General features: G+C 55.9%; 19 protein-coding genes and 1 tRNA gene. 11 read left to right on the top strand and 9 right to left on the bottom strand.

Annotated elements, in window-relative coordinates; all coding sequences use genetic code 11:
• Window positions 1-11: 11 nt before the first annotated feature.
• From rfbD to IEX96_RS05510, 6 genes are all read right to left on the bottom strand, one after another.
• Window positions 12-899 carry a dTDP-4-dehydrorhamnose reductase gene (gene rfbD, locus IEX96_RS05535; RefSeq protein WP_188873597.1) on the bottom strand — a complete coding sequence of 296 codons (888 nt, stop codon included), beginning with the start codon at window positions 897-899 and terminating at the stop codon, window positions 12-14.
• Window positions 896-1,441 (bottom strand): dTDP-4-dehydrorhamnose 3,5-epimerase, encoded by a 546-nt coding sequence (gene rfbC, locus IEX96_RS05530; RefSeq protein WP_150005010.1) that lies wholly within the window; start codon window positions 1,439-1,441, stop codon window positions 896-898. The genes rfbD and rfbC overlap by 4 nt, the downstream gene beginning before the upstream one ends.
• A complete protein-coding gene (rfbA, locus tag IEX96_RS05525) occupies window positions 1,438-2,328 on the bottom strand; it encodes a glucose-1-phosphate thymidylyltransferase RfbA (protein ID WP_188873596.1) in 891 nt (296 codons plus the stop codon). Before rfbA ends, rfbC begins: the two co-directional genes overlap by 4 nt.
• Window positions 2,329-2,404: 76 nt before the next feature.
• Window positions 2,405-3,052, bottom strand: a complete 648-nt coding sequence (locus IEX96_RS05520) for a LysE family translocator (RefSeq protein WP_150005011.1) — start codon at window positions 3,050-3,052, stop codon at window positions 2,405-2,407.
• The gene (gene polA / locus IEX96_RS05515) at window positions 3,049-5,820 is read right to left on the bottom strand and encodes a DNA polymerase I (RefSeq protein WP_188873595.1); all 2,772 of its coding nucleotides are present in this window, start codon (window positions 5,818-5,820) and stop codon (window positions 3,049-3,051) included. The genes IEX96_RS05520 and polA overlap by 4 nt, the downstream gene beginning before the upstream one ends.
• 79 nt (window positions 5,821-5,899) lie before the next feature.
• Entirely contained in the window at window positions 5,900-6,094 is a 195-nt protein-coding gene (locus tag IEX96_RS05510; protein WP_150005012.1) for a zinc-finger domain-containing protein, read from the bottom strand.
• Window positions 6,095-6,265: 171 nt separating this feature from the next.
• Here IEX96_RS05510 and IEX96_RS05505 point away from each other — a divergent pair, with 171 nt between their 5' ends.
• The 3 genes from IEX96_RS05505 (at window position 6,266) to IEX96_RS05495 (ending at window position 9,051) form a co-directional block, all read left to right on the top strand.
• Window positions 6,266-7,210, top strand: a complete 945-nt coding sequence (locus IEX96_RS05505; RefSeq protein WP_150005013.1) for an ABC transporter ATP-binding protein — start codon at window positions 6,266-6,268, stop codon at window positions 7,208-7,210.
• A gap of 2 nt (window positions 7,211-7,212) precedes the next feature.
• Window positions 7,213-8,844, top strand: coding sequence for an L-aspartate oxidase (gene nadB / locus IEX96_RS05500; RefSeq protein WP_150005014.1), 1,632 nt, complete (start codon window positions 7,213-7,215; stop codon window positions 8,842-8,844).
• 130 nt (window positions 8,845-8,974) lie between these two features.
• Window positions 8,975-9,051, top strand: a tRNA-Arg gene (locus tag IEX96_RS05495).
• Between the two features lie 111 nt (window positions 9,052-9,162).
• Here the strand turns inward: IEX96_RS05495 and IEX96_RS05490 are convergent.
• Together IEX96_RS05490 and IEX96_RS05485 are read right to left on the bottom strand one after the other, a co-directional pair.
• Window positions 9,163-9,798: a ChrR family anti-sigma-E factor gene (locus IEX96_RS05490; protein WP_150005015.1), complete on the bottom strand. Its 636-nt coding sequence runs from the start codon at window positions 9,796-9,798 to the stop codon at window positions 9,163-9,165.
• Between the two features lie 3 nt (window positions 9,799-9,801).
• On the bottom strand, window positions 9,802-10,455 hold the full coding sequence (locus IEX96_RS05485) for a sigma-70 family RNA polymerase sigma factor (protein WP_229773557.1): 654 nt from the start codon (window positions 10,453-10,455) through the stop codon (window positions 9,802-9,804).
• A gap of 92 nt (window positions 10,456-10,547) precedes the next feature.
• Between IEX96_RS05485 and IEX96_RS05480 the strand changes: the two genes are divergently transcribed.
• From IEX96_RS05480 to IEX96_RS05450, 7 genes are read left to right on the top strand one after another with little or no spacing between them, the layout of a single operon-like run.
• Window positions 10,548-11,828, top strand: a complete 1,281-nt coding sequence (locus IEX96_RS05480) for an NAD(P)/FAD-dependent oxidoreductase (RefSeq protein ID WP_150005016.1) — start codon at window positions 10,548-10,550, stop codon at window positions 11,826-11,828.
• Window positions 11,825-12,580 (top strand): DUF1365 domain-containing protein, encoded by a 756-nt coding sequence (locus IEX96_RS05475; RefSeq protein WP_150005017.1) that lies wholly within the window; start codon window positions 11,825-11,827, stop codon window positions 12,578-12,580. Before IEX96_RS05480 ends, IEX96_RS05475 begins: the two co-directional genes overlap by 4 nt.
• Window positions 12,580-13,737 carry an SAM-dependent methyltransferase gene (locus tag IEX96_RS05470; protein WP_150005018.1) on the top strand — a complete coding sequence of 386 codons (1,158 nt, stop codon included), beginning with the start codon at window positions 12,580-12,582 and terminating at the stop codon, window positions 13,735-13,737. Before IEX96_RS05475 ends, IEX96_RS05470 begins: the two co-directional genes overlap by 1 nt.
• Window positions 13,730-14,479, top strand: a complete 750-nt coding sequence (locus IEX96_RS05465) for an SDR family NAD(P)-dependent oxidoreductase (RefSeq protein WP_150005019.1) — start codon at window positions 13,730-13,732, stop codon at window positions 14,477-14,479. Before IEX96_RS05470 ends, IEX96_RS05465 begins: the two co-directional genes overlap by 8 nt.
• A gap of 10 nt (window positions 14,480-14,489) precedes the next feature.
• Window positions 14,490-15,209 (top strand): TspO-related membrane protein, encoded by a 720-nt coding sequence (locus IEX96_RS05460; RefSeq protein WP_150005020.1) that lies wholly within the window; start codon window positions 14,490-14,492, stop codon window positions 15,207-15,209.
• Window positions 15,206-15,604: a DUF2177 family protein gene (locus IEX96_RS05455; RefSeq protein WP_150005021.1), complete on the top strand. Its 399-nt coding sequence runs from the start codon at window positions 15,206-15,208 to the stop codon at window positions 15,602-15,604. Before IEX96_RS05460 ends, IEX96_RS05455 begins: the two co-directional genes overlap by 4 nt.
• A 58-nt stretch (window positions 15,605-15,662) precedes the next feature.
• Complete coding sequence (locus tag IEX96_RS05450; RefSeq protein ID WP_188873594.1) at window positions 15,663-16,409, top strand: metallophosphoesterase family protein; 747 nt, start codon at window positions 15,663-15,665, stop codon at window positions 16,407-16,409.
• 78 nt (window positions 16,410-16,487) lie between these two features.
• Here the strand turns inward: IEX96_RS05450 and IEX96_RS05445 are convergent, their stop codons facing one another.
• On the bottom strand, window positions 16,488-17,249 hold the full coding sequence (locus IEX96_RS05445) for a sulfite exporter TauE/SafE family protein (protein WP_150005792.1): 762 nt from the start codon (window positions 17,247-17,249) through the stop codon (window positions 16,488-16,490).
• A 132-nt stretch (window positions 17,250-17,381) separates the two neighbouring features.
• On the opposite strand from IEX96_RS05445, the gene IEX96_RS05440 reads away from it, so the two are divergent.
• A complete protein-coding gene (locus IEX96_RS05440) occupies window positions 17,382-18,470 on the top strand; it encodes a bifunctional transcriptional activator/DNA repair enzyme AdaA (protein ID WP_150005793.1) in 1,089 nt (362 codons plus the stop codon).
• Window positions 18,471-18,545 lie beyond the last annotated feature (75 nt).

Here is an 18,545-nt window from a genome sequence, read left to right as displayed (position 1 = left end):
GCCTGCCTTGTTTATTTTTGCGGATATGGGGCGGACTGTCGGGAAAAGGCACATAGCATCTGGCGTAGGGATGTTCGCCAATGCACCGGCGTGGTGGCGGATTTCTGCCAACCCTCTGTGCTGTCCAGAACGGAAAAAGCAGGGCGACGGGCCGGAGTGGGATAGTCGACGCTTTTGATGGGGCTGACGGGAACCGGGTGGTCCAGCAGCCCAAGCGCCAGCCCTTCTTCCATGATGGCGACGGCAAAATCATACCAGCTTGCAACGCCCGCATCGCTCCAATGTAGAATGCCGTTTTGCGGTTTTTCTGCCAAGCGCCATAAAGCATGCGCCAGCCCCTTCGCCCAGCAAGGGGTTCCAAGCTGGTCCGCCACCACAGATAGCTGATCGCGGCTGGCCATCAATTTCAGCATGGTTTTGACAAAATTCGCCCCATGAACGGAATACAGCCATGATGTACGCACGATCAAAGCCCGATCCGGGATATGGTGCAAAATGGCCTGTTCACCGGCGCGTTTGCTTGCCCCATATATATTCAGCGGATGGGTGCGGGCATCGGGCGTATAGGCCGTGTTGGCGGTGCCACTGAACACAAAGTCGGTGGAAATATGGATCAGTCTTGCCCCCGAAGCGCCCACAGCTTTGGCAAGATTGGCCGCGCCTTGTTCATTGACGGCGAAGGCCTGCTCTGATGCAGTTTCCGCTTTGTCCACTGCCGTATAGGCTGCCCCATTGATCACCAGATCGGGCCGGTGCGCTTCCAAGCATCGCATGGTAGCGCTTTCATCGCAAATATCCAGTTGGCTTCGGTCCAGCGCCACCAGTTCCCTATCTTTTGGGGCGGTGTCTTGCAGGTCCCGGCCCAATTGGCCCTGTGCGCCGGTGATCATTATCTTCATGGATAGACCTCGGCATCTGCAAGGCATGGCGCGGCTGCATCCTTGGCCGATAAAAGGGGCTGGCGGCCATTCAAAGGCCAATCAATGGCAATCTCCGGATCGTTCCAGATGACCGAACGCTCGCACGCAGGCGCATAAAAATCGGTGCATTTATAAAAAACTTCGGCGCTGTCGCCCAGCACCAGAAACCCATGGGCAAAGCCTTGTGGCACCCAAAGCTGCCGATGATTGTCCGCCGAAAGCTCCACCCCTACCCAGCGCCCAAAATCGGCGGAGTGGCGGCGCAGATCGACCGCCACATCCAGAATGGCCCCGGCAATACAGCGCACCAATTTGCCTTGCGGTTTGCCAATTTGATAATGCAAGCCGCGCAAAACCGGGCCGGTGGAGCGGGAATGATTGTCTTGCACAAACTTGTCGGGAAGACCGAGTTCGCCAAAGCGTCGGGCGTTCCATGTTTCCATGAAAAAGCCGCGATTATCGCCAAAAACTTTGGGCTCGATGATTTTGACATCCGGCAAGGCGGTGGGGAGAATTTTCATCGTGCCCCCTCGCCGCGCAAGATTTGCATCAAATAATCGCCATAGCCGCTTTTCAGCAAAGGAGCCGCCAAGCATTCCAGCTCCGAAGCGCTGATATAGCCCATGCGGAAGGCGATTTCTTCGGGGCAGGCAATTTTCAATCCCTGCCGGTCTTCGATCACCCGGACATAATCGGCCGCATCCAAAAGCGAGGCATGGGTGCCGGTATCAAGCCATGCAAAACCACGCCCCAGCGTTTCCACCGATAGGGTTCTGGCTTCCAGATAGCGCTTGTTCACATCGGTGATTTCCAGCTCTCCCCGGGGGGATGGCCGGATGGATTTGGCAATGTCCACCACTTGATTGTCATAGAAATAAAGCCCAGTGACTGCATAATGGGATTTGGGCTTTTGTGGTTTTTCTTCGATATCGCAGGCGCGGCCTTCGGCATCGAATCTCACCACGCCATAGCGTTCGGGGTCCTTGACATAATAGCCAAATACCGTGGCCCCGACATCCCGTTTGGTGGCTGTTTCCAAGACTGTACGAAAGCCTTGGCCATAAAAGATGTTGTCGCCAAGAATGAGGCTGACGGGGTCGTTGCCGATAAAGTGCTCGCCAATCAGGAAGGCTTGCGCCAGCCCGCCCGGTTCGGGCTGTGTGGCATAGCTTAAATCAATGCCGAATTGTGATCCATTGCCAAGCAAATGCTGGAATTGCGTCTGGTGTTCGGGGGTGGTGATGATCAATATATCGCGGATCCCCGCCAGCATCAGCGTTGATAGCGGATAATAGATCATCGGCTTGTCATAAACTGGCATCAGTTGTTTGCTGACAGACCGGGTCAGCGGATAAAGCCGTGTGCCGGAACCGCCTGCCAGAATAATGCCGCGATAGGGCCGTGTCATAAAGTGTCCTTCACTTGAAAAGGTCCCGTTCGTTGATAAAGGCACCGGATAGGGCGCTGCAAGCATTGGCTCCCCATCAGGGGCGGTTGGAAAAGGCCAATGCGGCGGCAAATCCGAACAACAACACGCTGGTGACATAGGATTGCCCGCGGAGCACGGCCGGATGGGCCATTACCCAATGGCGCACACGGTCTGCAAGGGCGGCCAAGAGGGCCATGATGACAAAGCCTATGCCAAAGAAAAACGCGCCCAGAACAAGAATACGCTGGGTGGGATTGTCCGCCTGCGCCGGAACGAACTGGGGCAGGAAGGCCAACAGGAACAAAATCACTTTGGGATTAAGGATATTGGTCAAGAATGCCTGACGCAAAAGCCGTGATGTGGGGCGCGGCGTGGCTTGGTCTGCATGGCTGAGATCCAGTCCGCTGCCATGGCGGGCGATCCCGATGGCCATCCACAACAGATAGGCCGCGCCCAAAAAGCGTAGAATATCGTATGCGTGGGGCAGATTGATAAGCACAAGAGACAATCCGAAGGCCGCGGCTGTCATGTGCATCATTCCGCCCATCATGATGCCGAAAAGGGTGATCATTCCCGCCTTGAAGCCTAGGCCAAGCGAGCGATTGATCACCAAAATCATATCCGGCCCCGGTGTTAGTCCCAGCACCAAAGTGGCCGAAAGGAACACCGATAATTGGGCGGAATCAGGCAAAAGGTCGGTCAATGTGCATCATCCCAATTTTCACCGGTGCCCACATCCACCAGCAAAGGCACGGCCAGATCAAGAACCGGTGCCGTGGCTTGTTCCATCACGCGGCGGATCACCGGAATGGCGGCTTCTACCTGATCTTTGGGGGCTTCGAAGATCAGTTCATCATGTACCTGCAAGAGCATACGGATATCGGGCAAGCCCGCATCCAAAAGCGCTTGCGGCATACGGATCATGGCGCGTTTGATGATATCGGCGGCCGTGCCCTGGATGGGGGCATTGATGGCAGCCCGTTCGGCAAAGGCCCGCAAATTGGGATTTTTGGCATTGATGTCGGAGACATGGCTGCGTCGGCCGAACAAGGTTGTTACATGCCCCGTTTCATGGGCCTGTTCCTTGGTGCGCTCCATATAGGTGCGAATGCCGGGAAAGCGTTCGAAATAGGCATCGATATAGGCTTTTGCCTCGTCGCGCCCGATATCAAGCTGACGCGCCAAGCCGAAAGCGGAAATGCCGTAAATTATGCCGAAATTGATGGCTTTGGCCCGTCGGCGGGTGGCGGGGTCCATGTTTTCCATGGGGACACCAAATACCTGAGACGCGGTCAGGGCGTGAATATCCATCCCTTTGGCAAAGGCATCTTTCAAGGCATCGATATCGGCTATATGCGCCAATATGCGCAATTCGATCTGGCTATAATCGGCGGCGATCAACAGATTGCCCGTATCGGCCACAAAGGCGCGGCGAATACGGCGGCCTTCGGGGGTGCGGATGGGGATGTTCTGCAAATTGGGGTCGGTGGATGATAGCCGCCCCGTCGAGGTGATAGCCATGGAAAAGCTGGTATGCACCCGCCCGGTTTTTTCATTGATGGCTTTTCCCAAAGCATCGCTATAGGTGCTTTTCAGCTTGGAAAGTTGCCGCCATGACAGCACTTTTTCCGGCAAAGTGTGGCCCTCTGCCGCCAATTTATCCAGCACATCGGCACTGGTGGACCAAGCACCGGTTTTGCCCTTCTTGCCGCCTTTCAGATCCATCTTGTCGAACAGGATATGCCCAAGCTGCGCGGGGCTGGCGATATTGAAGCTTTCACCGGCCAGTTCGTGAATTTCCGTTTCAAGGCGGGCCATTCCTTCGGCAAATTCCGCCGACAGGCGCGACAGTTCGGCGCGGTCCACCTTGATCCCGGCGCGTTCCATATCCACCAGAACCGGCACCAGCGGGCGTTCAAGCCGTTCATAGACCGAGAGCAGCCCCGCCTCGGCCAGGCGGGGTTTCAACAGGCGATAAAGGCGGCCGGTGATGTCTGCATCCTCAGCCGCATAATGGGCGGCCTTTTCTATGGGCACCAGATCGAAGGTGATCTGTTTCTTGCCCGTTCCTGCAACGTCTTTGAAGGGTGTGGGGGTGATGCCCAGATGCAGTTCAGACAGTTCATCCATACCATGGCCATGCAGCCCGCAATCACGCACATAAGAGATCAGCATGGTATCGTCGATGGGATGAACCCGGATGCCTTCATTGGCGAAAATCGCCATATCATATTTGATATTCTGCCCCACCTTCAAAATGGCGGGGTCTTCCAGGATCGGCTTCAAAGCCGAAAGGGCATCTTTGACAGGGAGTTGCCGAAGCGTATCTGTGCCGAAATCCAGCCCGTCGCTTTTGCGGTGGCGCAGGGGAATATAGCAAGCCTCGCCAGCTTTTACCGATAAGGATATGCCGACTAACTCTGCGCGCATGGGGTCCAAAGAGGTGGTTTCCGTATCCACGGCCACAATGCCGGTATCGCGGATGCGGGCGATCCAGCGCTCCAGATCCGCCATCTGGTCAACAATGCTGTAATTGGTGGCTTTGATCTCGGTGGTTTCCGCTTCTTGCAGGCTGGTGCCGGGGATGCCGTCCCCCAAATGCGACACCACCCGGGCCCGCAGGGCCTTGAACCCGTTGTCGTCGGCAAATGCCAAAAGCTTTTCCGGCTCCATAGAGCAGACCGCCAGCTTATCCAGTGTCCAGTCTTCCAGCGGTACATCGCAATGGAGTGTCACCAGCTTTTTCGACATGCGGGCATCATAGGCATGGGCCAGCAAATTTTCGCGCCGTTTGGGTTGTTTGATCTCGCCGGCGCGCGCCAATAATGTTTCCAGATCGCCATAATCGGCGATCAACTGCGCCGCTGTTTTAGGGCCGATGCCGGGAACGCCGGGCACATTATCTACGGAATCGCCGCAAAGCGCCTGCACGTCGATCACTTTTTCAGGGATGACGCCGAATTTATCATGCACTTCTTTAGCGCCGATGCGGCGGTTTTTCATGCTGTCAAACAGGCTCACATCATTGCTGACAAGCTGCATCAGATCCTTGTCCGACGACACGATGGTCACTTTCCAGCCTTCGGCCCGGGCGCGGGTGGCAAAGGTGGCGATGATATCGTCAGCCTCATAGCCCTCCATTTCAATGGCGGGCACGTTGAAAGCATTGGTGGCTTCGCGGATCAGCGCGAATTGCGGCACCAGATCGTCCGGTGCCGGGGGGCGATGGGCTTTATAGGCATCGTAAATATCATTGCGGAAGGATTTGCGCGCCGCATCGAAAATCACCGCAAAATGGGTGGGCGCTTCTCCCTCATTCACGTCTTTCAACAGCTTGAGCAGCATGTTGGAAAAGCCGTAAACCGCATTGACGGGGGTGCCGTCCTTGCGGGTCATGGGGGGCAAGGCGTGATAGGCGCGGAAAATATAGCCCGACCCATCGACGAGATAGAGATGTTTGCTGTCTGTCATGGGGCAGTGCTTTCATAAAAGATGGCAGCCCGCAAAAGGGGTGCCGGACGATAGTGCGAGAGACGATGTCGAAAGGGAGCTACGCGGCCTTGGTGCTGCTTTTATCCGCAGGCCCGCCTTTCAGGATAAACGCCCGATCACAATAGCCACATTCCACGCGGCCTTCATCGCCCATGGTCAGATAAACGCGGGGATGGCCCAATGCGCCTTCTCCGCCATCGCAAGAGACGGTCTTTTTATCAACGATCAGGGTTTCCGGTGGAGGGGTGGTCATTGTTTGGCTGTCCTTCTTGGCTTGAGAAACGCATAGCGCGCGTATTTTCTGTTTGTATAACCCTGCCAATCTGGCCACACAACTAGGGTCATGCCTTTATGGACGCATTGACCGAAGGCGGGGCTGGTGCTAGCGCAAGGGATACGATCCGATTGAAAGGAGTGTCCGGTTATGACGTCCCCCTCTGCCATCCATGTGCGTTCCCTTGAGAAAACCTATGGTGGCCCCTCGCCCAAACGTGCTTTGAAGGGCATCGATCTGGACATTCCGCAAGGCTCTATGTTTGGCCTTTTGGGCCCCAATGGGGCGGGAAAATCCACTTTCATCAATATTCTCGCCGGACTTGTGAACAAAAGTTCGGGAGAAGCGCGTGTCTGGGGCTTTGATTTGGATGAAAATCCACGCAATGCCCGTGCCTCTATCGGGGTGGTGCCGCAAGAGCTGGTTTTTGATGCCTTTTTCACGCCGTGGGAAATGATGGAAGTGCAGGCCGGGATGTACGGCGTGCCAAAATCCGAACGGCGCACCGAAGAATTGCTGAAAGCCGTGCATTTGTGGGACAAACGCCATGCCTATTCGCGCACCTTGTCGGGCGGGATGAAGCGGCGTTTGCTGGTGGCCAAAGCCATGGTGCACACCCCGCCGGTGTTGATTCTCGATGAACCGACGGCGGGTGTGGATATCGAATTGCGCCAGTTGTTATGGACCTATGTGCGCGAATTGCATGCGCGGGGCACCACCATCGTGCTGACCACCCATTATCTGGAAGAGGCGGAAGAGCTGTGCGACACCATCGCCATCATCAATCATGGTGAAGTGGTGTGCTCTGAACCGACGCCGGATCTTCTGGCGCGGATTGATGAAAAAGAAATTCTGATCGATCTGGCCAGCGAGATTTCCGAGATCCCCGAACAGTTCAATGGCTTCCGTGCCCGTTTGGCGGGGCCGAATCGCTTGGCATTTCAGGTGTCGCGGAAGGGCAATGATGTGGGCGCGGTGCTGGCGGCCTTATCGGCCTCTGGGCTTGAGGTGCGTGATTTATCCACGGATGAAACCGATCTGGAGGATATTTTCCTGCAACTGACCCGTGGCAGCGATGCCGATGCAGCAGCCTGATCATGAAAGCTGAATTTGATGTTCTGGTGATCGGCGCAGGGGCTGCCGGGTTGTCCTTGGCGCTGAAAATTGCCCCCCATGGCCGTGTGGCGGTGGTTTCCAAGGGGAAATTGTCTTCAGGGTCCACCAAATGGGCGCAAGGCGGCATCGCCGCCGTTCTGTCGGTTGGCGATACGGTGGAAAGCCATATCGAAGACACGCTGATCGCCGGTGACGGACTGTGCGATAAAGACGCCGTGCGCTTTGTGGTCGAGCGCGGTCCGGCGGCCATCGAGGATCTGATCTCTTTGGGGGTGGAATTTACCCGCAGCGAGGAAGATAGCGATGCTGCGGGCTATCATCTGACGCGGGAAGGTGGCCATTCGGTGCGCCGGGTGATTCATGTGGATGATGCCACGGGACGGGCGGTGCAGCAGGCATTGGAGCGCCGTGCCCGCGCCGAACCGAATATCACCGTTTTAGAGCATCATGTGGCGGTGGATGTTATCACCAATCGGCATCTTTCCGGTGATGGTAAGGGCGCGGACCGGTGCCATGGCGCTTATCTGTTGAACCGGCGCACCGGCCATGTGGATGTGTTCGCCGCCAAGGCGGTGGTGCTGGCCACCGGAGGCGCAAGCCGGGTGTATCTTTATTCTTCAAATCCCGATGGCTCGACGGGGGACGGGATCGCCATTGCGTGGCGGGCCGGATGCCGCATTGCCAATATGGAATTCAACCAGTTTCATCCCACCTGCCTGTTTCATCCCAAGGCAAAAACATTTCTCATCACCGAAGCATTGCGCGGTGAAGGGGCGCATCTGACGCTGCTGGACGGCACGCGTTTTATGGACCGCTTTGACAAGCGGGGCGAACTTGCGCCGCGCGATGTGGTGGCACGGGCCATCGACCATGAAATGAAGCGCTTGGGGCTGGATCATGTGTTGCTGGATATCAGCCACCGCGACCCGGATTTCGTGATCGGCCATTTCCCCACCATTTATCGGCGCTGCCTTGATTATGGGATCGATATTACCAAACAGGCGATTCCGGTGGTGCCTGCTGCCCATTATACCTGTGGCGGTGTGGTGATCGATCGGGCCGGACGCACCGATCTGGAAGGGCTTTATTGTATCGGCGAAGCGTCCCATAGCGGCCTTCACGGGGCCAATCGTATGGCCTCTAATTCCTTGCTGGAATGTTTGGTTTATGGCCAATCGGCGGCGGAAAATATCGTCTCGCGGCTAAAGGATTTGCCAAATCCCGCCTTGGCACGCAATTGGGATGAAAGCCGCGTCACCAATTCCGATGAAGAAATTGTGGTCAGCCATAACTGGGCGGAATTGCGCCGTTTCATGTGGGATTATGTGGGCATTGTGCGCACCGACAAACGTTTGGAACGGGCACAACATCGCGTGGATCTTCTCGCCCGCGAAATCCAAGATTATTACGGCAATTTCCATGTGACCGGCGATTTGTTGGAATTGCGCAATCTGGTTACGGTGGCGGGTCTGATCGTGCGGTCAGCCATGGCGCGGAAAGAATCACGCGGCCTTCATTATACGGCGGATTATCCAAAGCAACTGCGCGAAGCCAAAGATACGGTGCTTACTCCGCCTTTTGCTGCCCGCCGTACCGATGGCCATAAGGTTTAAAAAGCCGTCTGGGACAGTCTGTTAAGGCGGCGTGCAAAAAATGCGCTTTGTGCATTTACAATGGCCGGGCATTTCCGCTAGTGTCCGCCAGCCTGATCTTGGCACGCACCATGATGCGACATGGCTCAAGGCACCCGTAGCTCAGCTGGATAGAGCGCTGCCCTCCGAAGGCAGAGGCCAGAGGTTCGAATCCTCTCGGGTGCGCCATTTTCCTTCCATTACAATTCTCCGACATCTGGCCGCGATGATAATCTGTGGGCGAGTACTTTTATGCCGGCTTTGATGTCGTCTGATTTTTCATTTTCGTGCTGCAGGTCGTTAAATCTGAAACAGGGGTTGTAGCAGGCGCGGTATAAGCGGTTTGAACCGGAGCGGTGCATCCGTTGCTGCAAGGCAAATGCAGGGCACATCCGGATCAGCGGTTGGCTGATGGCTAAGGTCAGCATCCGCGATTTCCAGATCGCCTGTGCCAAAATGTCCGGTATTGTCACTGAAGCTGCCCTGCAGCACCAATGTCAGTTCCAGCCCGTTATGGCTGTGCTCCGGCACGGCCCGTCCCGGCGGAATATAAAGCAGACGCGCCGAACCACTGCGATCTGCGGACAGGATGCTTTGCCTGATCCCTGCGCCCAGCATTTTCCAGCGTGGGGGCTTGCCTTTCAATGCCGTCATAACCGGAGCGGGGAAAATGCCCGAACGGCCATAGCCCGGTGCAGCCACCATGGGGCTGTCCAGCCGGTCAATGATGCTTGATTTCAGGCTTTTGGGCAGCTTTTCCGGAACAGTCGTTTCCAGAATTGCCCCACCAAGTGCTTGATGGGCCTCCATCGCCGCGCGGCAATCGAGACATAGCGAAACATGGGTGGCAACCACCAGTGCGAAAGAATGTTCAAGATTGCCGCTGACATAGGCTGCAAGCATGGCATCTGGAATATGGTGCGTGATTACGGGCATCTTTTAGCGCATTCCCTTCAATTCATGTCGCAATCGTTTTAGCCCTAGCCTGATACGCGATTTGATTGTTCCCAGCGGCAATCCGGTCTGGGTGCTGAGTTCCTGATGTGTCAGCTCACCCAAATAGGCCTTTTCAATGGCATCCCGCTGGCCCGGTTTAAGCCCGGCAAGTGCCTGCGCCAGATATCTGGTTTCTTGCTCGACCGCTAAAATCTGGCCCGCATCATCCGGCGCAACAGCGTTATCCTGTTCAATCTCCTCCGGAACCGGGCGGCGCTCCTTGCGGATCATGTCGATAGTCCGATTGCGAGTGATCTGGTAAACCCAGGCAGAAACCTGTGCGCGATGGGGGTCGAACAGCGCGGCCTTGTGCCAAATGGTCAGCATAACATCCTGAACCACCTCTTCCGCCTGTGCCGCAGGCAAGCCGGAGCGCATGACGAACCCTTTAAGGCGTGGTGCATAATGGTCGTAAAGGCGGCCAAAGGCTTTGCGGTCACGCTGGTCGCGAACCGCGAGCATCCAAGTGGTTTGCTCCGAGACTTCGGAGACGGGTGAAACTGGCACCTTTTTCCTGCCGTTCAGCACATTTTCCAGGTGCGGCCTTTTCGGGCCGCTCTCCCGAGTATGTGCGATATGAAGGCTTGCTGCAAACATATCCCTTCTACGCAGGCATATGCGATCTGGATCATTTTTGATCCAAATCACCAGCCCATCCGTAATCCTGTAAAATAGCGACTGGATGTGTGATGTTTCTGGATGCCTCCCCGATCTGCCCACAACGCATTGCCATCATTGGCGGTGGTATATCCGGGCTTGCTGCGGCTTATCTGATGGAGCCGCACCATGCTGTTACCCTGTTCGAGGCAGCACCGCGCCTTGGCGGACATGCCCGCACTGTTATCGCCGGGCGGAATGGCGATCAGCCGGTCGATACAGGGTTTATCGTTTTCAACTATGCCAATTATCCGCATCTGACACGCCTGTTTCAGGAACTGGATGTGCCGGTTGCCAGAAGTGATATGAGCTTTGGCATCACTGTGAATGACGGGCAGGTGGAATATGCCCTGCGCAATCTGCGCGCCCTGATCGCGCAAAAGCGCAATATGTTGCGCCCCGGCTTTATAGGCATGCTGCAAGATATCCAGCGCTTTAACAGCAATGCGGAGACGGTGGACCGGGACAACGACACGACCATTGGCGAAATGATGGACGAAATGCGGCTGGGTCGCTGGTTCCAGGAATATTATCTGATGCCCCTTTGCGGGGCGATTTGGTCAACCCCGCCGGAGAAGGTCCGCAGCTTTCCCGCCAGTGCCATTATCCGGTTTTTCCGTAATCACGCCTTATTAAGCGCAACGGAGCAGCACCAATGGTGGACCGTGGATGGCGGCAGCGCGAACTATCTGAGCCGGCTGGAACGCCATCTGCGCGGACGCGGTGTGGAAATTCGCATCACAACGCCGGTGCACGCCGTCCACCGCACCGGGTCGCGGAGCATCGTGAACAGCCTTGGCGGCGAGCACGCACCGTTCGACCATGTTATTTTTGCTTGCCATGCAGATCAGGCATTACGCCTGCTGACACAGCCAACGGCCCAAGAACGCGCCGCACTTTCAGCGGTCACCTTTCAGGATAATCAGGTTATTCTGCATAGCGATATTGCCCAGATGCCGAAGCGCAAGGCCGTGTGGTCCAGTTGGGTATATAATGCGGATATGCGCGGGCCAGAAACATCTATAGGCGTGACCTACTGGATGAACCGGTTGCAAAATATCCCCGAAAACGATCCGCTTTTTGTCTCGCTCAATCCGGCCCGGCCGGTGCCGGAGCATCTGATATATGACCAAACATCCTTTCGCCATCCGGTGTTTGACGCAGGCGCTTTAGCCGCACAGCGGCAGATTTCGCATATTCAGGGGCAGAACAATACATGGTTCGCCGGAGCATGGATGCGGCATGGTTTCCATGAAGACGGCTTTGCCAGCGCTGTGCGTATTGACCGGCTGATGAAGCGGCAATTCGCATGAATGGCCCTGTGGAACATATCATGGGCATCACGACCCATAAACGGTTGGGAAAGATTGGCCATCAATTCCACTATAGCGTGGATTATGTGTTGATCGACCCGGAGGCCGAAGATGCCCCCCCGCTTTTGTTTTCGCGCAATCGCTTCAATCTCATGGCGGTTTATGACCGGGATCATGGCGGCCCGCCAAAGAAAGGGCGCGGCCCTGACTGGGCACGTGAAATTCTGGCCATAAACGGATTGGGCCACCGGACACTGCAGTTGCGTTTGCTGACCCAGCCCCGGTTTTTGGGATATGGCTTCAACCCGGTCAGCTTCTGGCTGGCGATAGAGGGCGCGGCCCTTATCGCCGTGATTGCCGAGGTATCAACGCCCTTCGGGGATCGTCATTCCTATCTTTGCCACCTCCCGGATTTCGCCCCGATCACCAAGAGCACCCGGATCAAAACACCAAAATCGCTGCATGTTTCGCCGTTTCAGGATGTTGCGGGGGACTATGAGTTCTGTTTCGACATAACATCTGCCCATATTGCCATCCGCATCCTCTATCGCAACGGCTCTGAGGGGGTGATGGCCACCTTGTCCGGCTCTCGTACAGCACTGACAAATGCAGGCTTGCTCAAGGCCGGTATCCGTCGGCCTTTAGGCGCGTTGCGCGGCATCATTTTGATTTACTGGCAAGCCTTGCGCCTGAAGCTGAAAGGCGCGCGATATCGCGCCCGTCCCACACCCCCGAATTCGGAGATTAGCTGATGTCGTTTTTTGATAAACGCCTGAAAAACAAGCTGTTCGAGACGTGCGCGCGCATCCGGAATGGCAGCTTGAGATTGCGTGATCCCGATGGCGGGGTTCATGATTTCGGTCATGGTGATCCGGCGGGTGAACTCCAGATCAACGACTGGGCCATGGTTCCGGCAATCGCCGCCCGCGGTAATATCGGACTTGGGGAAAGCTATGTTGCCGGTCTTTGGGATACGCCATCCATTCAAGATCTGATGCAGGTCGGCCTGCGCAATCTTGATCTTTTTCAGGGCTATGACACTGCAAATGTCTGGAACAGCCTACAGTTTCGCCTGATAAACCGCTTGATGCGCGCCAATTCGATCCGTGGGGCGGCGCGTAATATCCGGGCGCATTATGATGTGGGCAACGAATTCTATCAGCTTTGCCTTGATGAAAGCATGACCTATTCATCTGCCATATTTGCGGCAGGTGACGACGACCTCGCCCGTGGCCAGAACCGAAAATATGACCGTATTCTAAGCCGCTTGAAGGGCGGAGAGCGCGTCTTGGAAATCGGGTGTGGCTGGGGTGGCTTTGCCGCACGCGCCGCCGATAGCGGGCATCATGTGACCGGGTTGACCATATCCCCCAGCCAAAAGGGATATGCCGATGCCTTGCTGGATGGGCGGGCGGATATCCGGCTTCAGGATTATCGCAAAAGCAGCGGCCAGTTCGACAATATCGTTTCCATCGAGATGATCGAAGCGGTGGGGCAACGCTATTGGCCCGCCTATTTCGCCACGCTCAAGGCGCGGCTGGCTGAAAACGGGGTTGCAATGATTCAGGCGATAACGGTGCCGGACGCCAATTTCGATATATACCGGCGCAGTTCCGATTATATCCGCCAATATATTTTCCCCGGCGGCCTGTTGTTGTCGGACGCGATAATCGCGGATCAGGCCCGTCAGGCTGGCCTTCAGGTTCGGGACAGCTATGCCTTCGGGCGCAACTATGCCCGCACCTGCATGATCTGGGCGGAGCGCTTGAAAAGCCGGGCACAGCGGGTTCGAAAACTGGGCCATGATGAAGGCTTTTTGCGCAATTGGCGATTCTATCTTGAATCCAGCGCTGCCTGTTTTGCAGTCGGGCAGACGGATGTGGTGCAGGTGGAACTGGCGCATGCCTGAAACAGAAAACCGGCCTGAAACCATCTGGATCATTGGTGCCAGCGAAGGCATCGGTGCAGCTTTGGCCCGCGAATGGGCAAGGCGCGGTGCGCGGCTGGTTTTGTCGGCGCGCTCCGCTGATAAGCTGACAGCATTGGCTGAAAGCCTTGGGCCCGACCATCGTGCACTGCCGCTCGACATTGCGGGTCGAGACAGCATCAAGGCCGCCGCCGAAAAGATTGCTTCTGTCGGTCCACTGGACAGGATTGTGCATCTGGCGGCGCTTTACGATCCCGGCAGCATTGCAGATGCGGACCCGGATCGCGCCGCGAAGATCGTTACGGTCAATCTTACGGGCAGTTTTCATATTGCGCAGATCGCGCCGCCATTGTTGCGCGCTGGGGGACAATTGGCACTTTGTGGGTCTGTTGCAGGATATATCGGGCTGCCACAAGGCCAGATATATTCGGCAACCAAGGCTGGGGTTATCAATCTTGCCGAAACACTGCGCACGGAATTGGCGGGGCGCATCGATGTCCGGTTAATTTGCCCCGGTTTCGTCGATACCCGGATGACCCGGACCAACACCTTCAACATGCCTGCAATGGTCACGCCGGAAACCGCCGCCTGCGCAATTATCCACGGGCTGAATACGCGCCGATTTGAAGTGCATTTCCCGCGCCGTTTCACATACGGGCTCAAGCTGCTGAGCGCCTTACCCTATTGGGCAGCCCTGCCATTAATTCGCCGTTTCGTGCGCTGAAAGGACTGTCATGAATGCCAGAACCCTTGCCATTGCCGTACTGATTGCCACACTGACTTTTGCACTTGCTCCGTTGTTCACCCCCGGCTTTAACGGATTCACGCCAGACCAGTTTCCCGTGCGGCAGTTCTATCCATCAATACAGCCTGCAGGCTATGCCTTTTCAATCTGGGGTCTTATTTATCCCTGGTTGATCATTGGCGCGGCTTTCGGGGTGTGGCAAGCGGCGGATGACCCCGATTGGCGCGCAATGCGCCTGCCACTTGTGATCAGCCTGATCATTGGTACTTTCTGGATTGCAATCGCAAATATCGCGCCGATCTGGGCCACGCTGATGATCGTGGTGATGGCTGCCGCCGCAATCGCTGCCATGCTGCGTGCCGGTCGGAACCAGCCTTGGCTACAGCTAAGGCCGGTGGCCCTTTATGCAGGCTGGCTGACAGCGGCAACGGGCGTGGCAATAGGGATTGTCCTTGGCGGCTATGCAATTCTGTCAGAGCAGTCTGCCGCCATTTTGTGCCTTATTGGCGTGATCGTGGTGGCGCTTGGCGTGCAAACCGCACGCCCTCGGGAATGGGGCTATCCTGCCGCCATCGTCTGGGCGCTGATCGGCGTGATTGTCGCCAATATCTCCGACGCGAACTGGCCGGTGATCGGCTTGGCAGCCCTTGGCATGGTGGTGCTTGTGCTCCGTGCGGTCCGTGCCATCATGAAAGGACCGACCCAATGAAAATCATAATCCTTTATGCCGCAACCACGGTGATCTTCTTTGCCCTTGATGCAATCGGATTGCGCTTGCTGATCAAGCCGGTGTTCGACCAGCATATTGCCCATCTCTATGCCGATCCGTTTCGTGTGATACCCGCAGCGGTGTTTTATCTTGGATATGTGGCCGGCATATTGTGGTTTGTATCCGTCCCGGCGCTGCAAAAGGGCGATCCCATGGCTGCCTTGATCGGTGGCGTGTTGCTGGGGCTGATGGCCTATGGCACCTATGAATTTACCAATTATGCAACCCTGCGCGACTGGTCCATCAATCAGGTTGCAACAGACATGCTTTGGGGGGGCGTCTTGACAGGATTTTCCGCATGGGCTGGTGTGTTCATTATCCGCGTACTGGAATAATTCAGGATTGTCACAGGGTGGTCTGGCACGGCAATCTTTATAAGAAGGGTGATTTTATATGACACAGGCTGCCATTGCATTCATTGGCGATCCCCATGGCAGGTGGGCGGACATTTGCCAACAGATCCGGCGGCAACTGGAGAGAGGCATTGCAATTCAGGCCATTGTGCCGGTCGGCGATATGGAACTGGAACAGCCACTGGACAAGGAACTTGCCGAGTTTCTGGATAAGGGAATCGCCGTCCACTGGATTTATGGCAACCATGATTCCAACGAGACCCACTGGTACGACCATCTCTTTGAATCCAAACTCAAACATAATAATTTTCATGCCTCGGTCACCGATATTGGCGGCACATGTCTGGCCGGTCTGGGGGGTGTTTTCCGCGGCAAGGTCTGGTATCCAAGGCCGGAGAAAAAGGCCATAAAATTTCACACACGGGCAGATATGCTGGCCGGATGCAGCCATCAGAAACGGTGGCGCAAGGGCCTGCCCCAAACGCATCGCACCTCGATTTTTCCGGAAGATTTCGATCGCCTGGAACCGTTATCGGCTGATATTCTCGTCTGTCATGAAGGCCCGTCTTCCATTGTGGATGATCGCAATGGACAGATGATGGGATTTGACGTGATCGACGAATTGGCGGCGAAGATGGGGGCGCAACTCATTGTACATGGCCATCATCACCGGACTTACAGCGCCCGTCTTGATAAAGGCATTCTTGTGCGCGGTCTTGGCAAAGCGGAACTGTGCCTGTGGGATCCCGGCTCGAAAGATTTTGTGGATACATCCACGACCTTATAAGGCCGTGGGCGAGGTATTGCGGATCAGACAACATGTCAGGGGCCAGCCAGATAATCCAACAATTCCCCATGTGCTCAATCAGGCACCTGCAAGGGCCGCCCAACGGATCAGCAAGCGGACGGCAACATATAAGACCAGCACCGATGTCAGCCGCCGCAAAAGCGTTTCCGATAGGGCTTGCGCCCCAAGGCGCGAGCCGATTTGTCCGCCGATCAGCACGGCGGGGATAAGCATCCAATAATCTGTCAGTTGCCCCAGTAATTGCAGATTGTCGAGCTTCATGGCTTGCCCGAAAAGACCACTGATGGAATTGACGAGAATAAACAGGCTGCAAGTGCCCGCAATGGCGCGCGCCGTATCCCAGCGCATCAGATGCAGAATCGGGGCGAGAAAAATGCCGCCGCCGATGCCCACAAGGCCCGATAGAAAGCCCAAGGCCCCGCCGATGGCAGCATTGAGCCACGGATTGGATGGTTTTATGCTGGCTGTGCCATCCGGCTTTTTTTGCAAAAGCATATGCAGACCGGCGGCACTTAAAGATAGGCCCAACAGCCCGATGAACACCATTTCAGAAACGGGCAGGCGTCCGCCGACCCACGCCAAGGGGATCGATGTGACAAGAAATGGGGCGATTTTCTTCAGATGAAGATGGCCGCGCCTTCCAAACTGCCAAACACCGCCCGCCACCACGATAATATTGCACAGCAAGGCGATGGCCGGGAGCAACCGGTAATCTGTGTCAGAGAGCACCAGAAGCGCATTATAGGTGGAGCCGCCACCAAATCCGACGGTGGCGTAAAGCAGGGCGGTTAGAAAAAAGGCGAACAATAAAAAAACCATAAGGATACACGCGCGGTTTGAAGGGCATGAAATCGGCGGCTCCACCCTTTCTGGGGCGCGGCAAAATTGCAAGGCCATTTCCATGCCCGATTTGCGGCGGACGGCATGAACTGGGTCTGCTATTTTCCTCTTATGATATATCCATGGTTATCCGATGATGAACTTTATGACGCCCTTTTGAACCGCGCCCTCGATTATGATGGGCGGGCGTTTGTTGGGGTGACCTCTACGCGTATTTTTTGCCGTCTAAGTTGCCCGGCGCGAAAACCAAAACGTGAAAATTGTCTGTTTTTTGAAACGGTTGGGGCCTGTATGGAGGCGGGGTTTCGACCGTGTAAACGATGTCGCCCCCTTGAGAGCGCTGCACAGGCCGACCCGTTGATCGCGCGCTTGCTTAAGGAATTAGAGGCGCAGCCGGGTTATCGCTGGTCTGAGGCTGATCTGGTGAAAATGGGTCTTGATTTATCGACGGTGCGGCGCAGTTTCAAACGGCAGTTTGGTATGACATTTCTGGAAATGGCACGGCTGCGGCGTGTGCAAGATGGGGTGGAGACACTGGCCCGTGGCGGGCGGGTGATCGATGCGCAATTGGATGCAGGATTTGACTCTGCCAGTGGATTTCGCACAGCCTTTGCACGCTTGCTGGGCGATCCTTTGAGCCAATTTTCCAATCAATCCCTTTTGAAAGTCGACTGGATCAAAACGCCCCTTGGGCCAATGATCGCGGTAAGCGATAAAAGAAGCCTGCACCTTTTGGAGTTTTTCGATCGCAAGGCCTTACCCAATGAGCTGAAAAAATTGCGCAAGGCGGTGCGCGGAGATCTGGGCTTTGGGCGGTTTGATCCCATAGAGCAGATACAGGGAGAGCTTAAGGCGTATTTCGCAGGGGAACTTTGCAGCTTCCAAACGCCGCTATCATTTTGGGGCAGCCCGTTTACAAAAAGCGTTTGGCAGGAATTACAACGCATCCCCATGGGGCAAACCCGCAGCTATAGTCAGATAGCAGCCTTGATCGGTCGGCCTTCTGCGGTGCGGGCGGTGGCGCGGGCCAATGGGGCCAACCAACTTGCTATTGTTGTTCCTTGCCATCGGGTCATCGGAGCAGGGGGCGATCTCACGGGTTATGGCGGTGGCTTGTGGCGCAAACAAAAGCTGATCGATCTGGAACATCGCACGATGGCAGCATTGGCTATCCCCCTTTCAACGTCTCATGTCAATTGACCATGCTCATGCCATAATGACTTGGTCATGTGCGCCCGGTTTGTGGTTTTTCAGCGGAAGAGCCATAGCAATTGC

The sequence above is a fragment of the Iodidimonas muriae genome (assembly GCF_014647255.1).
In the GTDB taxonomy this organism is placed as follows: Bacteria; Pseudomonadota; Alphaproteobacteria; order Sphingomonadales; family Rhodothalassiaceae; genus Iodidimonas; species Iodidimonas muriae.
The sequence above is the reverse complement of the archived record's forward strand: the minus strand, read 5'-3'. Positions and strand labels throughout refer to the sequence as shown.

What these genes read in the sequence shown, in the direction of transcription:
- rfbD (WP_188873597.1), bottom strand. Translation starts at nt 899, where the DNA reads ATGAAGATAATGATCACCGGCGCACAGGGCCAATTGGGCCGGGACCTG.
- rfbC (WP_150005010.1), bottom strand. Translation starts at nt 1,441, where the DNA reads ATGAAAATTCTCCCCACCGCCTTGCCGGATGTCAAAATCATCGAGCCC.
- rfbA (WP_188873596.1), bottom strand. Translation starts at nt 2,328, where the DNA reads ATGACACGGCCCTATCGCGGCATTATTCTGGCAGGCGGTTCCGGCACA.
- polA (WP_188873595.1), bottom strand. Translation starts at nt 5,820, where the DNA reads ATGACAGACAGCAAACATCTCTATCTCGTCGATGGGTCGGGCTATATT.
- IEX96_RS05510 (WP_150005012.1), bottom strand. Translation starts at nt 6,094, where the DNA reads ATGACCACCCCTCCACCGGAAACCCTGATCGTTGATAAAAAGACCGTC.
- IEX96_RS05505 (WP_150005013.1), top strand. Translation starts at nt 6,266, where the DNA reads ATGACGTCCCCCTCTGCCATCCATGTGCGTTCCCTTGAGAAAACCTAT.
- nadB (WP_150005014.1), top strand. Translation starts at nt 7,213, where the DNA reads ATGAAAGCTGAATTTGATGTTCTGGTGATCGGCGCAGGGGCTGCCGGG.
- IEX96_RS05490 (WP_150005015.1), bottom strand. Translation starts at nt 9,798, where the DNA reads ATGCCCGTAATCACGCACCATATTCCAGATGCCATGCTTGCAGCCTAT.
- IEX96_RS05485 (WP_229773557.1), bottom strand. Translation starts at nt 10,455, where the DNA reads ATGTTTGCAGCAAGCCTTCATATCGCACATACTCGGGAGAGCGGCCCG.
- IEX96_RS05480 (WP_150005016.1), top strand. Translation starts at nt 10,548, where the DNA reads ATGTTTCTGGATGCCTCCCCGATCTGCCCACAACGCATTGCCATCATT.
- IEX96_RS05475 (WP_150005017.1), top strand. Translation starts at nt 11,825, where the DNA reads ATGAATGGCCCTGTGGAACATATCATGGGCATCACGACCCATAAACGG.
- IEX96_RS05470 (WP_150005018.1), top strand. Translation starts at nt 12,580, where the DNA reads ATGTCGTTTTTTGATAAACGCCTGAAAAACAAGCTGTTCGAGACGTGC.
- IEX96_RS05465 (WP_150005019.1), top strand. Translation starts at nt 13,730, where the DNA reads ATGCCTGAAACAGAAAACCGGCCTGAAACCATCTGGATCATTGGTGCC.
- IEX96_RS05460 (WP_150005020.1), top strand. Translation starts at nt 14,490, where the DNA reads ATGAATGCCAGAACCCTTGCCATTGCCGTACTGATTGCCACACTGACT.
- IEX96_RS05455 (WP_150005021.1), top strand. Translation starts at nt 15,206, where the DNA reads ATGAAAATCATAATCCTTTATGCCGCAACCACGGTGATCTTCTTTGCC.
- IEX96_RS05450 (WP_188873594.1), top strand. Translation starts at nt 15,663, where the DNA reads ATGACACAGGCTGCCATTGCATTCATTGGCGATCCCCATGGCAGGTGG.
- IEX96_RS05445 (WP_150005792.1), bottom strand. Translation starts at nt 17,249, where the DNA reads ATGGTTTTTTTATTGTTCGCCTTTTTTCTAACCGCCCTGCTTTACGCC.
- IEX96_RS05440 (WP_150005793.1), top strand. Translation starts at nt 17,382, where the DNA reads ATGATATATCCATGGTTATCCGATGATGAACTTTATGACGCCCTTTTG.